This is a genomic window from Agrobacterium sp. V1, from assembly GCF_030518355.1.
Classification (GTDB): Bacteria; Pseudomonadota; Alphaproteobacteria; order Rhizobiales; family Rhizobiaceae; genus Agrobacterium; species Agrobacterium cucumeris.
This window is the reverse complement of record NZ_JAULSF010000002.1, coordinates 2,128,345-2,144,462: the sequence shown is the minus strand read 5'-3', so window position 1 is coordinate 2,144,462 and position 16,118 is coordinate 2,128,345. Positions and strand designations below refer to the sequence as shown.

The window sequence follows — 16,118 nt, the reverse complement described above, 5'->3', positions numbered from 1 at the left end:
GCGCAGGCAGGTCGTTTTCCCGCATCCGCTCGGACCGAGAAGCGCGAGAATCTCCCCTGCCTTGACGGTCAGCGAAACATCATCGACGGCAACGACCTGACCGCCGTAATGTTTGGTCAGTCTTTCCAGGCGGACTTCGACGGATTTCATCAGCGTTCCTCAGCCGTTAAAAGTCTGGTTGTACTTCTCGAGCCATTGGGCGCGGCGCGGAATGATGTATTTCCAGTCCGGTGTGAACAGGTTCAGCGATTCCATTTTCGCTTCAGGATAAGCGAGGAATTTCGCCGTATCTTCGCCAAACGAGACATCCTTGACCGAAGGCGCGCTGAGGGTGGCTTCCGAAAGCATCTTCTGCACGCCGGGGTCGAGAATGCGGTTGATATAGGCAAGCGCGAGATCGCGGTGCGGCCCGCCCTTTACCAGCGCGATGGAGTTGATGCCGGTGAAAGCGCCTTCCTTCGGGAAGGTCATGTCGAGCGGCACACCCTTCTTGGTATGCGGATAAACCGCCTTGGAATATTCGATACCGCCGAAATCCGCCTGGCCCTGCGCCACCATCATCGTCTGCGCTTCCGCGTCATAGATCGAGAGCACGTTCGGCTTCAGTTCGGCAAGTTTCGCCCAGCCGGCATCGGTATCATATTGCGCTTCTTTCAGCGGCTTGCCGGTTGCAAGGGCGGCCGCCACCATCAGCATCAGCACGCTCTGGGTGTTCTTCGGTGTGTTGAGCAGCATGCGGCGGGCATATTTCTTGTCGAACATCTGTTCGTAGCTCTCGAACGGCTTGCCCGTTGTCGGATTGTAAAACAGGCCGGCGATAGAGATCGCAAAACCGACGCCGAAATTGTCTTCGAAAAGATAACGGGAATAGACATTCTTGAGGTTGGGGATTTCGTCCATCGGCAATTGTTCGATCAGGCCTTCCTCCTTGGCCTGCGGCACGCCGACATCGTCCATCGACATCACGCTATATTGCGGATTTTCGCGGGTGGCGCGCAGCGTGGCGATATTGGCAAGCGTCGCGCCTTCGGTTGTCAGCACCCGGCACTTATATTCCTTTTCGAAAGCCGGGATGACTTCCTTCTTGATCAGCCCGCCTTGCGCCGAATTATAGACGCCGACATACATGGTGCGGTCCTGTGCGGAAGCCGCGGTGTAGAAATAGGGTGTGGCAAGCGCGCCTGCGGTGACTGTCAGGAAACTGCGTCGTTTCATGATGATGGTCTTGTCTGTCATTTCCGGTACCCCTCTTGTTGTTGATTTACATAGCCATTGCCCGGCGCAGACCCACCAGCCTGTCGAGGACGAGCACGACGGTCACCGCCAGAAGGATGATGATGGTGGACATGGTCGCGACCGAAGGATCAAAGACCGTGCCGATCTGGCGATAGAGAACGATGGGCACGGGCAGGTTCGCGGAATCGGCCAGCCACATCGAAACGGGATAATTGTCGAAAGAAACCATGAAGCAGAAGATCGAGCCGGAGGCGACGCCGGGCGCGATCTGCGGAAAGATCACCCGCGTGAAGGTTTTCCAGCGCGTGGCGCCAAGCGTGCGCGCCGCCTCCTCGAGACTGACATTGACGAGCTGGAGGCTGGTCAGCACCGTGCGGATCACATAGGGCGAGGTGACAACGGTGTGGGCGATCAGAAGTTTCAGCTTGGTATCCATCCAGCCATAGCCGGAAAAGAGCTGCAGCAGCGCAAGGCCGGTCACCAGCACGGGAAAGATCAGCGGCGAAAGCAGCAGCCCTTTCATCAGCGAACGGCCGATGAATTTTCCCCGCGAGAGCGCAAAGGCTGCGGGAACACCGAGCGCCAGCGAAAGAATGGTGGTCGCAACAGCCAGCGCCGCGCTGAAGGTCAGGCCGGCGGTGAATTCCTCGTTCTGCATTACCGCCGCATACCAGCGGAAGGTGAAACCCTGCGGCGGGAAGGTGACGAAGTAGCTGTCGGAAAACGAGATGGCGACGACGAGGACAATCGGGGCCAGGATGAAGACCATCATGGCGGCAGTGACCGCATAAAGGACGATGGCGGAAGTGCCTGTCAGCTTGTTGTTCATGACGCGCTTGCCTTGATACGACGCCCGCCGAGCAGCCTCATCGAGACGGCGTTGATGAGAATGACGATGAAGACGAGGATGGTGGCAATGGTGGCGCCGAACGGCCAGTCATAGACCGCGAGAACCTGCTGTTCGACCATGTTGCCGAGCATCTGCGAGCCGGGACCGCCAATAAGGGCGGGAATGACATAAGATGCCGAGGCCAGAGAGAAGACCAGCGTGAAACCCGCGACGAGGCCGGGAAGGCTGAGCGGGAAGGTGATCCGCAGGAACACTTTCCATGCCGGCGCACCGAGCGTGCGGGCGGCCTGCTGCAGGTTGGGATCGATCTTGCCAAGCGCGGAGGACAGCGGCAGCACCATCATCGGGAAGAAGATGTGCAGGGAGCCGATGATGACGGCAGCATCGGAAAACAGCAGCGTCAGCGGACTGTCGATAATGCCGAGATTCATCAGGACATAATTCAAGAGACCCGTTGGGCCATTGCCGAGGATGAGCTGCCAGCCATAAGCGCGAACCACGACGCTGACGGCCAGCGGTGCGATCACGATCAGCGTTATGATGCGGGTCGTGGTGATATTGCCGCGCACGAGAACGGTCGCGACCGGATAGGCCAGTATCGCGGCGATGATGGAGGTGATGAGACTGATACGGATCGTCGCCCAGAGCACCTTCTGGTAAAGATCGACCTCGAAAAACCTGATGTAATGGGCAAGCGTGAAGGGTGTACCGATCAACCCCTGCGAATTCTGCGTCATGACGCTGAAGGTCATCAGGCGGATGGCCGGAAGGAAGAAAAAGAACAGCAGAAAGATCAAAAGCGGCAATATGAGTATGCCGGGCGAAAACAGCCGACGCTCAATGGCTTTCCAGCCGGAGATTCCACGGCGTGGCGGGGCATGGGGTTTCATGATCGCAATATCCGACATCTATACTCCCGTCGCGTTGAATACGGCACGAGGCATCGCGTTGAGCCGAACGACAGGGTCGTCCAAGCCCTATGACTAGAATTTGCTGGGTGTGCTCCCTGTCGAGGTATCCGGTCTTTTGCCGATACCCGTCGCATGTTTCTGCTTGCTCGCGTCGGTTACCTCTTTGGGCAATATTGCCCGACGCGTCGTTCCCTTGGTTGTTACGCCGAGCTTAGGGTCTAAGCCGACGAGCTGCATAATATTTTATTGCTCTGAGGTCATCGCATACGAATATGGACTTCACACCCGTTTGAAGGCGATGCATCAAAATCCCGTATGACCTCACATCGAAGTCGTATTGGGGAAACGGCGGAAAATTCCCGTAACCTCTTTGTCATGCACTGGCATCGCGACGATGCCTGCCTTCACCGTTACAATCGGAAATCATCCATGCCCACTATCGCCCAGCGCCTCAACAACGTCACCGTTTCGGCCTCGCTCGCCATGACCCAGAAAGCCCGCGACCTCGCAGCCCAGGGCATCAAGGTCATCAGCCTGTCTTCCGGCGAGCCGGATTTCCCGACCCCTGCCCACGCGGTGGAGGCGGCGCATGCGGCAGCCCTTGCCGGCGATACGAAATATCCGCCGGCCGACGGGACGCCAGCGCTGCGGGCCGCGATCCAGCGAAAGTTCAAGCGCGACAACAATCTCGATTACGATCCAAGCCAGATTCTGGTGGCAGGCGGCGGCAAGCAGATCATCTTCAACGCCATCATGGCAACCTGCGACCCGGGCGATGAAGTCGTCATTCCCGCACCGTCGTGGATCAGCTATGCCGATATCGTCAAGTTTGCCGGAGCGGTGCCGGTGCCGGTGGTTTGCCCGGAGAATAATGGTTTCCGCCTGCGGGCCGAAGATCTCGAAGCCGCCATTACCCCGAAGACCAAATGGCTGCTTTTCAACTTCCCCAACAACCCCACCGGCGCTGCCTGCTCCCGCGCGGAAATGAAGGAAATCGCCGAGGTCATGCTGCGGCATCCGCATGTCTGGGTCATGACTGACGACATGTATGAGCACCTCATCTATGACGACTTCGAATTCTGCACCATCGCCGAGGTCGAGCCACGCCTTTACGACCGCGTCCTGACCGTCAACGGCGCATCGAAGGCCTATGCGATGACCGGCTGGCGCCTCGGTTTCTGCGGTGGCCCGAAAGATCTCATCAAGGCCATCAGCAACGTCAACACCCAGAATAGCGGCGGTGTCGCCACCATCGTGCAGGCTGCCGCCGTTGCGGTTCTCGACGGTCCGCAGGATCTGCTGAAAGAGCGCGCCGATATCTATAAGACGCGCCGCGACTTCGTGCTCGGCAAGTTGGCCGAGATCGACGGCCTTCGCTGCCACAAGCCCGAAGGCGCCTTCTATATCTTCCCGAACATTGCGGCGCTGATCGGCAAGACCACGAAGGGCGGCACGAAGATCGAGAACGATACCGATTTTGTCATGGCGCTGCTCGCCGAACATCACGTTGCGACGGTGCAGGGCGCGGCCTATGGCCTGAGCCCCTTCTTCCGGCTTTCCTATGCCACGAGCATGGAGAACCTCGCCGAAGGCTGCGCCCGCATCGCCGAATTCTGCAACGGAATGAAATAGGGAGAACAGCATGCTGGGAGGAAGTGGCCGTGTGATCATGGTTTCCGGTGCATCGCGAGGCCTTGGCCTTGCGATCACCACAAGGCTTCATGAAGCCGGTTTCACCGTCGCGGCAGGAGCGCGAAATCCATCCGCCGTTGCGTTGAAGGACCGGCTTTCCGCCGACCGATATGATGCGGAAGAGGCGGGATCGGCAGAAACCTGGGTTGATGCCGTCGCCGCCAGATACGGCCGGATCGATGGGCTGGTGAATTGCGCCGGCATCAATCCCAAGGTCCGGGTCATGGATACGGGCGAAGAAAGCCTCGACCAGATGTGGCGTATCAACGTCAAGGGTCCGCTCAGGGTCACCCGCGCCGCCATCCCTCACCTCGTGAAGACCGGACAGGGCAGGGTCATCAATGTCGCCTCGCTGGCGGGGCGGCGTGTCGGCTCGAATGTCGGTTATGCGATGACGAAATTTGCCGTCGTCGCACTTACCCACGGCATCCGCCAGGAATTGTGGGACAGCGGCGTGCGCGCCACCGCCCTCTGCCCCGGTTACATCGCAACCGACATGACAGCGGGTGAAACGGAAGTCAGCCGCGAGGATATGACCCAGCCGGCAGATCTCGCCGAAATGGTGGAAACGCTGCTTTGCCTGCCGAACAATCTTTCGGTGGCCGAATTGCTGGTGAATTGTCGCAAGGAATCGATGCTTTAGTCTTTTTTCACGCGCCGGGCCGGAAAACAGGCCGGCGCGTGATCACAAGCCGGGGCGCCTTTATTTCAGCGTTTCAGCCAGCTGCAGCAGGATTTCCTTCACGGCAAGCGCGGGCTCGGAGAGCGGCGTATTATCCGATACGCAGAAGGACAGGGTTTCCTCGATCATCGGGCTGGCGATCTGCCGGACGACAATTTCCTCATTGGATTCCGCCACGATACGGTCGGCGATAGCCTTGGGCGTTATGGTCGCGCCAAGCCCGGCATCCACACCACGTGCGATGGTCCTTACCGATTCCAGCTCGGCCATCACGAGCAGATCCTTGCGGCTGCGGGTGAAGGCGAGATTGATGGCCCGGCGCACGAAATTATAGGTCGGTGGCAGAAGAAAGGGCAGATATGCCAGATCAGCAACTGTGATAGGTGCATCGCCGGGCTCCACGCCGAAGCTGCGATGCACGACCAGCACGAATTCCTCACGCAATAACGGCGTGAACTTGACGCCGCGGATCGGCCCGGTACCGTGGATCAAACCCATCTCCAGACGACCATTCATGATCATCTGGCTATAGGGCTGGCTGACGCTTTCCGTGATGTGCAGCAGAATGCCGGGATGAAGCCGTTTTGTTTCCTCCATCAGACGCAGCGCCAATGTGGCGGCGCTGCTGAAGGGCGCAAGCCCGACCGATACCTTGCCGGACAGCACAGCACCTGCCTCCAGCGCCTCCGCCTGCGCCTGCTCCATCTGACGCAAAATCACCTGGGCATGCCTGTAAACGACCTTGCCAGCATCAGTCATGACGACGCCCTGCTGGCTTCGGGTCAGCAGTTTCTGGCGGAAATGTTCCTCGATGCTCGCCAGCTGCTGGCTCAGCGCTGGCTGGGCGATATGCAACACATCCGCCGCTCTTGTTATGCTCCCCATATCGACAATCGTTATAAACGATTTCAGACGCCTGATATCCATCTGCTGCTGCTTATCCCATTACTGCTTGCAGGGATAAGATGCGCAATTTGCCGATAATGTCCATCTTGCATTTCCCCGCCTGGCCCCGCCCGCATTGCGGTACGGGGACAGTGATCCACACTGCGCGTTAAGAGTGCCGTCAGGCCGCCTTGAGAGACCCCCGATAAGCGTCCGCTCCCGAACCGAGTTCGAACTGGCCGAGCAACCGGTTCAGCGCATCGACTTCCCCGGCCAGAGTGTGGCTTGCGGCAGTCATTTCCTCGACCATCGCAGCATTTTTCTGCGTGTCCTGATCCATCTGGTTGACGGCGATGTTGATCTGCTGAAGGCCGGACGATTGCTCCTGCGCGGATTCGACGATCGCGGCCACGTGCTGATTGATCTCCTGCACCTCGGCGACAATCACGTCGAGCGCCTTGCCGGTATCGCCCACAAGATGCACGCCCTCCTCCACCTGCTGGTTCGACTTGGTGATCAGCGACTTGATCTCCTTCGCCGCACCGGCGGAGCGTTGCGCCAGCTCGCGCACTTCTTGCGCGACGACTGCAAAACCCTTGCCCGCCTCACCCGCACGCGCCGCCTCAACGCCGGCATTGAGCGCCAGAAGGTTGGTCTGGAAGGCGATCTCATCAATTACGCCAATGATGCTGGAAATCTCGTTTGACGATTTCTCGATCCGCTCCATGGCGATGACCGCCTGGCGTACGACCTCGCCCGATCGTTCGGCGCCGATGCGCGTGCGGGAGACGAGCCGGCCCGCCTCATGCGCCCGGCTGGCGGCGTCTTTCACCGTGACCGTGATCTCTTCAAGGGCTGCGGCCGTTTCTTCCACGGCAGCTGCCTGCTGCTCCGTGCGCCTTGCCAGATCATCGGCCGCCGCCTTGATTTCATGAGCGCCCGAATCGATGCCGGAGGCGTTTTCCGACACGCGCAGCAGCGCATTCTGCAACTTTCCGGAGGAGCCGTTGAAATCATTACGAACCGCATCGAGCTGTTCGACGAAGGGTTCATTGATACGGCACGACACGTCGCCCTCGGCAAGTTTTGCCAAGGCGTAAGCCAGACTGTCGACAGCAAACCGGATGTTGCCCGCCTCGTCGGCCGCTTTGCGTTCGCGGGTCAAGCGCTCCTGTTCCCCGAGAGTGCGATTGGTCTCTGCTTCCTGCTCAAGCGCGGCCTTTTGCCGGTTGCTTTCACGAAGGACGTCCAGCGAGCGGGCCAGATCACCGATCTCATCCCTGGTCGCAATATCCTTCAGTGTCAGCTGGAGGTTTCCCTGTGCGATCTGGGCGGTCTCACCGATGATGTTCGTGATGCGGCCGATGAACCGCCGGGCAATAAACCAGCCCGCCAGCGCCAGAAGCACCGCTGCCGTCATGATCGTCAAGGCAGCATCGCGCATCATCGCATGCAGCTGCGCAAAGACCGTGTCTTCCGGCACCGAGACGATTGCGTACCATTTCATGTCCCCGGTCAGCGTGACCGGCGAGGCAACGTTAAGCGAAACCGTTCCGTCCTGTGCCGTCATTTCCCGCTCGATGCCGGGATTTGCGATCAGCTGATCCCAGCCGGCGGTTTGCGCACCGCCATCCGCGAGGCTTTTCCCCATGATCGCCGCATCTGGATGGCTGATGATCTTGCCGCTGCCACTGACAAGGCTTACGAAACCCGTTCCCATGGGCCGAACCGTTGACAGCGCCTTGCTCGTTTCCTCCAGCGAAAGATCGAGGCCGGCGACCCCCAATGGCTTACCATCGACGACAACCGGCTTGGCAACCGAAGTTATAAGAACCTCCTTGCCGTCGATCGCATAAGCATAGGGTTCGATGACGACGGTTTTCTTCTGTGTGAAGGGTAGTTGATAATAATCGCCCGGGCCTGCGGTGGTATAGTCCGTCAACGCGGTATTGCTTATTTTGCCACCGCTGCGCACCCAATAGGGCACATAACGACCGGTTGCGTCATACCCCGCCTTGTTGACGAAGTCCGCATCCCTGCCATCGAAGGCGTTCGGTTCCCACCCGGTCCAAAGACCAAGGACTTCAGGATTGTTGGCCAGCATGTGCTGGATAAGCTGATCAGCCTTGCTCCGATCGGCCTCGCCCGACTGTTTCATCGATTCCAGAACGGAAGCGAGACTGTTGACGATATGAATGGTGCCACCGATCTTCTTTTCGGTCACCAGGGCTTCGGCATGCGCTATCTGCCGCATACGCTCAAGGCTGTTGGCCTTTGTATCCTCAAAGGAGCGATAAAACAGCACGGCAGAGGCCGCGATTGTTGCAATTACGCCGCACGCGGCGACCGCGAAGATATTGCGGCCCGTAGTCGATTTAAACAGCATGCCCTTCCCCCCAAAAGTCCCTGCCGCGACGGCGGACGCCGCTACGGGTGCCCGCAACTGTCAATGATCGGGCTGGAAGGTAATATTAGAAAACTATGCTTAAAAATTACTTTCCACCCTGCATTTAAGCAGTCCAAGGGAAGTGAGATACATCATGAAGTTGTATTATTGCAGTATATACAAAATAATGCGCGATATTCGAACTCTCGAAAGCGCAATGCGGTGCGCGTGATTGCGCACCGCGGAGCCGGAAGTCTCTATTCCTGCAGGCGAAGAGCATTCCAGAAGCCTCGCAACTGGCCGGTCAATTGTGTGTAGAGACCATAACGCCGACGGTAATGCCGAACTTGGTTCTCTTTCGGTTCGTAGGCGCTCGCCACGCGCGTCATCGCCGCAACCGCTTCCTCATAACCGGGATAGAGACCGACAGCGACGGCTGCGCCGATCGCCGCCCCAAGCGCGCCCGTTTCGCGGGCTTCGGCGACACGCAGGGGAATTTCCAGCACATCCGCCATGATCTGCGGCCAATGCTGGCTGCGGGAACCGCCGCCGGACATCACGGCATTTTCGACCGGCAGGCCGGCTTCACGCAGGACACCGATATGGCGACGATGTTCGAAACAGACGCCTTCGAACAGGGCACGCAACATATGACCTTCGCCATGCCAGCCGGCCAGACCGTAAAAGCCGCCGCGGAATTCCGCACCCAGCCGCGAACCGAAGATGAAGGGGTGAAAGAACGGATCGTCGGCGCGCGGCGTAACCGAGCCGACGAGGTCGTTACACCGGTCGAAGGCATGATCGCCATGGTCGCCGCGAATGCGGTGCACGTACCATTCCAGATTGGCGGCGGATGTGGCGCTGGATTCGATATTGACATAGCGGCCCCGGCCGAATGTCGTCACCATGAAGACATCCGGACTGATGACCGGTTTGTCGGCGAAAACCTGATTGATGCTCCAGGTGCCGGCAATGATGGAAGCTTCCCCGGCATTGATGACACCCGACCCCATGGCGCTGGAGACGACATCGAAATACCCGCCAATGACGGGCGTGCCTTCGGAGAGCCCGGTTGCTTCTGAAGCCTCGCTTGTGATGCGGCCGACGATGTCAGCCGATTCCACGAGACGCGGGAAAAAGGCAACGGCATCATCAAGCCCATAAAGCGACAGGAGTTCCCGGTCGAGCCTGGCTTCGGGGAAGGCAAGCAATCCCGCACCGCTGAGGTCGGAAATGTCATTGGCAAGGCAGCCCGTCAGACGGAAATTGACGAAATCCTTGCAGAACAGCACCGTTCCGGTCTGCGCGTAAATGTCAGGCGCATGCCGTTTTACCCAGGCAAGCAGGCTGGGCGTTTGCGCGGGCCATGGCCGCTGCAGGCAGCGTGCCTGCAGCAAGTCTCCGCTTTTCCGGTCAAGCTCGGCCGCAATATCGGCGGCACGGCTGTCGAGCGACTGGATTCCGAGCAAGGGCTGTCGCCGCTTGTCCAGCAGGTAAAGACCATTGCCGTGACCGGCGCATCCCACAGCCACAATGCTTCTGGGATCGACCGAGGATTTCGCCAGAAGCTGGCGGATCGCCTCACAGCCATTGCGCCATAATTCTTCAAGATCGCGCTCGACATAACCGGGCTGTGGAAATGTCGAATGGCCATCGATGGCATGTTGTGCGACCTGCCGGCCCGCCGTGTCGAACAGCACGGCCTTGATGACCGTGTTGCCGACATCCAGACCCAATATGTGATTTTTCTCAGCCACGATTATAGATGTCCCATGCTTCCTCACCGCTCGCACCCTCATGGATGATGGCCATCAGGGCCGCAACAACGGCCTTTGGATTGTCATGCTGATAGATGTTGCGACCATAAACCAGTCCGTTCGCCCCTTGAGCCATCAAGGCCGCCGATTTTGCCAGCACGTTGCGCAAGTCCTCTCGCCCTCCGCCTCGCACCAGCACCGGGCAACGCGCCGCCTCGATCACCCGGTGAAAATCCTGCGGATCACTGGTGGGATCGGCCTTGATGATATCGGCACCCATTTCCGAGGCAAGACGCACCAGCGTAACAATCTTTTCGGCGTCGCCATCCACCTGATAGCCCCCGCGCACATCGTTGGGCAGCATTACCAGCGGCTCGATCATCAGTGGCATGCCGAAGCGGTGGCAATCGGCCCGCACACGGCTGATATTTTCGACACATTGGCGAAACAGTTCCGGCTCATCCGGCAGCATGAACAGGTTCACGACAACGCAGGCCGCGTCCATTTCCAGCGCGCCGATGATTGGATCGTGATAATTCTGGAGTTGCGACCACATGGTTCTGTGGCGCGTGGAATTATAGGGGTTGCCCATATCTATGCGCATGACGAGGGCCGGTTTGTCCCGCTCCGGCCTCTGCTGCAACAGATCCGCCTGCCCGTAGACCATCTGGATGGCATCGGGACCGGCCTCCACCAGCTTTTCGACGGTCTGCGGCATATCCTCAAGCCCGATGAGGAAACTCGGCTCGTTGCAAACCCCGTGATCGATGGCCACATCAAGGCATCCGCCATTGCGGAACAACCGGTTCATGCGCGCCTTTTTCGAAATCCGCATCATCATGCATTCTCCTTGCATCTGTGTTGAAGCATTGCTGGGCTGACCCCATAAAAGGTCTCCAGCTCATGAATAAGCCGCTGCCGTTCTTCCGCCGCCTGGCTTGATGGCCAGCCCAGTTCCCGTGCCGTGACGCCGAGGATTGCGTCGATCAGATCCGCGTCGATGCGACCGGTTATGGCAAGCGTGGTTCGCCGCAGAATGAGATCGGTCAGGTGCCGGACATGTTCGGAACGGATCAGCCAGATCACCTCCGCAGCCGTGACGGGCAGTTTTTCGCAAAGCGGCGTGTCATCCGGGCGGCCCCGGCAAAAGCCCATCAATTCAAGCGCACGTGAACCATAGGCCGACGCCAGATGTTCGGCCCGGTCCCTGCCGATCGAAAACTCCTCTGATAGCAAGGCGGGCAGACGTCCGGCACCGGTCGGAAAATTCCTGCCGCCGCCGATTGGGCGACCCATCGTGCCGGTCAGCCGCTTGCATCCGAGAAAGGCCAGAACCTCGTCGGTCACCTGTTCACCAAAAGCCCTGAAGGTCGTCCACTTGCCGCCGATCATGCAAAGCTGCGGTGGATCGCCGGCGACGCGGTGAATGAAATGGCTGCGCGATATTCTCCCGGTAAAGGCTGCATCGCTGCGCGGCAGCGGGCGTATGCCGCTGAAACTGAAGACGATGTCGGAATGGTCGATAGCGATATCCGGAAAAACCTGTCGGATCGCATCGAGAATATAGTCGCGCTCCTCCGGCTCGCATCGCACCCGCTCAGGACGATCCACCTTTATGTCGGTTGAACCCGCGAGAACCCGGCCGAGATAGGGAAAGAGGATACAGACGCGGTTATCGGCATTCTCGAAAAAAATCATATGCCCGTTCAGGGCTTTGAGAAGCGCCTCGTTCGCCAGGATCAAATGGGATCCCTTGGTTCCGGAAACCGTAGGTTTTGCTTTCTCCGCAGTCGGAGCTTCCGTCAGCGCGCCGATCGTCTCGTCGATCCACGCACCCGTGGCATTGACAATGATCCGGGGCCGGATGGCCAGGCTTTCTGCCGTTTCCTCCACCCGAAGACGATATTCATCCCCGGTGCGAACAAGCTCCACATAGTTGAGCGCAATGCTTTGCGGTGCATCCGTCGAAGTATCGATCAGGAGTTCCAGCGCTAACCGTTCAGGCTGGCTTATCCATGCATCGTAATAGGTGGCCGAATATCTGATGTCAGGTGTCAGGCCCGGCCAGTGCTGCAGCGTCTTGCCGGCGCTGCGAAACTCATGGCGGGGCAGGATGCGGTTTTTGCGGGTAACGAAGTCATAAAGCGTGAGGCCCGCCTTGATGGCCAGCGCCCCCCGGCTTGCGGGTTTGCCGCCGGAGCCGAAAAAGGTCGCTGCCGCGTTGAACAACCCGCTGAAAGTCGAGAAAATCGGGATCGTCGTCGGCAGCGGATGAACCATGTGCGGTGCGAGCGTCAACAGCGCATCGCGCTCCCGCAAAGATTCCGCCACGAGGCCGAATTCGCCGTTTTCGAGATAACGCAGGCCGCCATGGATCATGCGTGACGGCGCCGCACTGCAGCCGGAGGAAAAATCGTTGCGCTCGACCAGCAGTACCCGCAAGCCCTGCAAGGCGAGATCGCGATAGGCGGCGATGCCGTTGATGCCTCCGCCGATGACGACGGCATCAAAATCACCATCTTGCCGGATGCGACGCAGAGCGTCCTCGCGAAAACTGGGCATAGAAATACCGTTCGCTGGTGGATGACCAGCGTCCCAATGTTGTTGATCGTTCAAAGCGACAGGAGAGACGGGCGGTGAAAATTATGTGCTATTCGCCGTAAGACCCGTCCCGACTACGTGTTCAGCTATCAAGCCCCACAAGATGCTCGGCAACGCCGGCACTGATGAGGGCCACTTCACTGTCCGTGAGGCGCAGGCGGGCTGCCGCGGCGTTTTCAATCGCTTGGGCCGGATCACGCGCACCGCATAGTGAAAATGTGATGCCTGGCTGAGCAATCGTCCAGGCAATCACCACCTGCGCGACCGAGGCCCCATGCCCGGCCGCCACCGGTTCCAGCACACCCATCAACCGGGCGATCTTCTGACGGTTCGACTGGCTGAAACGGGGATTGCCGTGACGTTGATCATCCTCTGCAAAGATCCGCTCAGGCCCGACCTTGCCCGACAGCAGACCAAGCGCCAGCGACGAATAGCTGAGCACGGAAACGGCATTCTTTCGGCACAGAGGCAGGAGCGTCGTTTCGATATCCCGTTTCACCATGGAATATTCTTCCTGAATGGCATCGAGCGCACCGGTGTCGATATAGGCCTCAAGATCGCCAGGCGAGACATTGCTTGCCCCGATCGAGCGTATCTTTCCCTCCTCCTTCAGCCGCACCAAAGCCCCAACCGTTTCGGCAATCGGGGTCGTGGCGTCCTGCCAATGGGTGACGTAGTGGTCGATATAATCGGTTCCGAGCCGCTTAAGGCTTTCTTCAACCTCATGCCTGATCGACGCCGCGCCTAGATAACGGTGAACGGGCTTGCCATCCTGATGGAAAAAATAAGCGCCCTCGTTCACATGCCAGACGAGGCCGCATTTGGTGACGAGCACTATGTTGTCGCGCCGGCCGGCAATCGCCTTGCCGACAATGGTTTCCGCAAGCCCCATGCCATATGCCGGTGCGGTATCGATGAGGGAGATGCCGGCATCGATGGAGGCTTGAATGGCGGCGATCGACTGCCGCTCATCAGTGCCGCCCCACATCCAGCCACCAATCGCCCAGGTGCCGAGCCCCACGACTGAAGCGCTGATGCCACTGCCGCCAATCGTCCGGGTCAATATAGCATTGTCCGTCACGAAGTTTCCCCTTCTTCCTGATCCAGTAAATAGCCAGCGATCGCCTCGTCCACGACGAGCGAGGTCAGATATCGGCCGGCAAGTGTGGCCGCCACCGGTCCTGCCTTGATGGCCCCGGCCGCCACACCGATGATGTTCGGGCACCGGGCAAGCTGCCCGGGGTCCAGCGCCACAACGCGCGAGTTGAGATCGATCCGCGCCAGCTGCCCGTCCGCCATGGTGAGGTGGGCGAGGAATTCCCCGGCAATGCCCGCATCCACCAGCGCCTGCCCGCCGCGGGCCACATCCGGCAGAAGATCGTAATAACCGGAACCCGGCGCCTCCACCGAACCGATACCGACCAGCGCCACCTGCGCCTGCCGCGCCAGATCAAACACTTCGCGGATCGATGCGACATTCATCAGCAGATCACGCTGTTCCTCATCCTCGGCAAACAGCGGCGCATGCAGAAGCGAGGCGCTGCCGCCGAGCTTTTCCGCCAACTGCGTGGCGAGATGGTTCACATCCGTATAGTGTTTGCCCTGCACACCGCCGGTCAGCGGCACCACCCGCACATCGAAGCGGCGCTCCGCCTCCAGGTTGTCGACAACCGCGCTTACCGCCTTGCCGCCGGTAATCGCGATCACGTCACCGTCCCGGATCGTCTCCAGCAAATGATTGGCGGCCACACGCCCGACCATCTGCAGCGCAGTTTCGGGATTATCGGAAACCGTCGGCGTCACCACCGACTGCCTGAGACCGAAACGGCGGGTGATTTCGTTTTCGAGATCCACCAGCCGCTGATAAGGGCTGGCGATGGTGATCTTCACCATGCCGGCCTTGCGGCCGGCGGCAATCATGCGGTTTACCTTGGTATGGGAAAGATTGAGTCGCTCGGCGATCTCCGACTGTTTTACACCCTCGATGAAATGCAGCACGAGGACGGAATACACCTGTCTCTGTTGATCGAAGTCGTCCTTGATATCCAGCATGATCATCTTTCTCCAGTTACCTTCAGGCGTTCAATGCGCGCGCGATGGGCGCTCAGCGGCGACGCCTGACCAGATAGTGGTCGAACAGAACCGCCGTCAGCAATATGCTGCCCCTGATAATGTCCTGCCAGTAGACAGACACGTTAAGCAAGGCAAGCGAGCTGGAAACGACCGACAAGAGGATTGCCCCGAGAATTGCGCCGAGAATGGTGCCCGAGCCGCCCGAAAGGCTGGCACCGCCGATGACCGCCGCGGCAATCACGTTGAGTTCCATGCCGATGCCGAAGCTTGGCTGGGCGGACCCGAAGCGAGCCATGTAGATCACGCCTGCGACGCCGGCCAGCATCGAACACAGCGTGGTGGTGGCGAAGACCACCCGACCGACGCGGATGCCGGAATAGGCCGCCGCCTTGGGATTGCTGCCGGTATAGAACACCTTGCGAAAGGCGGTCGTGCGCCGCAGCAAAAGATCGAACGAGACCACCACCACCGCGAAGATGATCAGCACCAGCGGAATGCCACCAAGCGCGCCCTGGCCGATGAACTTGAATTCCGGCGGCAGGGAAAAGAGCCCGAGCGGTCGACCACCCGTTGCCAGCAGGCAGACACCGCGGGCAATCACCATGACGCCCAGCGACACAATGAAATGATGCAGGCCGATAACCGTTGTCAGGAAGCCCATGGCCATGCCGACCAATGTCGTGAGGCAGATCGCCAGTCCGGCCGCCACCCAGGGATCGACACCGTTGAGGAACAGCCAGCCGGCGGCGACCATGGCAAGTGCCGTGACGGAACCAACTGACAGATCGATACCACCGGAGATCAACAGGATCGTCATGCCGACCACGACGATGCTTTCGATGGCGAATACCATGGCCATGGCTCGCAAATTGTCCACGGTCAGAAAATACGGTGATATGAACGACATCACCGCAAAAAGCGCGAGGATGATGACGATCAGTCCGGTTTCGCGTGCTTTCAGCGCCGGCTCCCACCAGGCAGTACGGCGAACCGCCGTCTCGGCAAGGCTTGAAGGTGTTTCCGATGTTGCCATTTTCCCGCTCCC

The 16,118-nt window shown here is 59.4% G+C and carries 14 protein-coding genes; 2 read left to right on the top strand and 12 right to left on the bottom strand.

Annotated features, from left to right (window positions below):
- The 4 genes from QSV77_RS23570 to QSV77_RS23555 all read right to left on the bottom strand — a co-directional run.
- Positions 1–150 (bottom strand): ATP-binding cassette domain-containing protein (locus tag QSV77_RS23570; protein ID WP_302735300.1); only part of this gene is annotated, 150 nt, incomplete at its 3' end.
- Between the two features lie 9 nt (positions 151–159).
- A complete protein-coding gene (locus QSV77_RS23565) occupies positions 160–1,236 on the bottom strand; it encodes an ABC transporter substrate-binding protein (protein ID WP_065117248.1) in 1,077 nt (358 codons plus the stop codon).
- 25 nt (positions 1,237–1,261) lie between these two features.
- Positions 1,262–2,065 (bottom strand): ABC transporter permease, encoded by an 804-nt coding sequence (locus QSV77_RS23560; protein ID WP_269698904.1) that lies wholly within the window; start codon positions 2,063–2,065, stop codon positions 1,262–1,264.
- Entirely contained in the window at positions 2,062–2,994 is a 933-nt protein-coding gene (locus QSV77_RS23555) for an ABC transporter permease (protein WP_142841680.1), read from the bottom strand. Before QSV77_RS23555 ends, QSV77_RS23560 begins: the two co-directional genes overlap by 4 nt.
- 432 nt (positions 2,995–3,426) lie before the next feature.
- Here QSV77_RS23555 and QSV77_RS23550 point away from each other — a divergent pair, with 432 nt between their 5' ends.
- Together QSV77_RS23550 and QSV77_RS23545 are read left to right on the top strand one after the other, a co-directional pair.
- A complete protein-coding gene (locus QSV77_RS23550) occupies positions 3,427–4,629 on the top strand; it encodes a pyridoxal phosphate-dependent aminotransferase (RefSeq protein ID WP_302735251.1) in 1,203 nt (400 codons plus the stop codon).
- A gap of 10 nt (positions 4,630–4,639) precedes the next feature.
- On the top strand, positions 4,640–5,332 hold the full coding sequence (locus QSV77_RS23545) for an SDR family NAD(P)-dependent oxidoreductase (RefSeq protein WP_302735250.1): 693 nt from the start codon (positions 4,640–4,642) through the stop codon (positions 5,330–5,332).
- Positions 5,333–5,392: 60 nt separating this feature from the next.
- Here QSV77_RS23545 and QSV77_RS23540 read toward each other — a convergent pair whose 3' ends face one another.
- The 8 genes from QSV77_RS23540 to QSV77_RS23505 form a co-directional block, all read right to left on the bottom strand.
- The gene (locus QSV77_RS23540; protein ID WP_142841683.1) at positions 5,393–6,298 is read right to left on the bottom strand and encodes a LysR substrate-binding domain-containing protein; all 906 of its coding nucleotides are present in this window, start codon (positions 6,296–6,298) and stop codon (positions 5,393–5,395) included.
- A gap of 139 nt (positions 6,299–6,437) precedes the next feature.
- Positions 6,438–8,642 (bottom strand): methyl-accepting chemotaxis protein, encoded by a 2,205-nt coding sequence (locus QSV77_RS23535; protein WP_302735249.1) that lies wholly within the window; start codon positions 8,640–8,642, stop codon positions 6,438–6,440.
- 257 nt (positions 8,643–8,899) lie between these two features.
- Positions 8,900–10,399 carry an FGGY-family carbohydrate kinase gene (locus QSV77_RS23530; RefSeq protein WP_302735248.1) on the bottom strand — a complete coding sequence of 500 codons (1,500 nt, stop codon included), beginning with the start codon at positions 10,397–10,399 and terminating at the stop codon, positions 8,900–8,902.
- Positions 10,392–11,234, bottom strand: a complete 843-nt coding sequence (locus QSV77_RS23525; RefSeq protein ID WP_142841774.1) for a class I fructose-bisphosphate aldolase — start codon at positions 11,232–11,234, stop codon at positions 10,392–10,394. Before QSV77_RS23525 ends, QSV77_RS23530 begins: the two co-directional genes overlap by 8 nt.
- A gap of 2 nt (positions 11,235–11,236) precedes the next feature.
- Positions 11,237–12,961, bottom strand: a complete 1,725-nt coding sequence (locus tag QSV77_RS23520; RefSeq protein WP_302735247.1) for a glycerol-3-phosphate dehydrogenase/oxidase — start codon at positions 12,959–12,961, stop codon at positions 11,237–11,239.
- Between the two features lie 121 nt (positions 12,962–13,082).
- Positions 13,083–14,081, bottom strand: a complete 999-nt coding sequence (locus tag QSV77_RS23515) for an aldo/keto reductase (RefSeq protein WP_302735246.1) — start codon at positions 14,079–14,081, stop codon at positions 13,083–13,085.
- Complete coding sequence (locus QSV77_RS23510; RefSeq protein ID WP_271362015.1) at positions 14,078–15,052, bottom strand: sugar-binding transcriptional regulator; 975 nt, start codon at positions 15,050–15,052, stop codon at positions 14,078–14,080. Before QSV77_RS23510 ends, QSV77_RS23515 begins: the two co-directional genes overlap by 4 nt.
- A gap of 52 nt (positions 15,053–15,104) precedes the next feature.
- Positions 15,105–16,106: an ABC transporter permease gene (locus QSV77_RS23505; protein WP_142841687.1), complete on the bottom strand. Its 1,002-nt coding sequence runs from the start codon at positions 16,104–16,106 to the stop codon at positions 15,105–15,107.
- Positions 16,107–16,118: the final 12 nt, after the last annotated feature.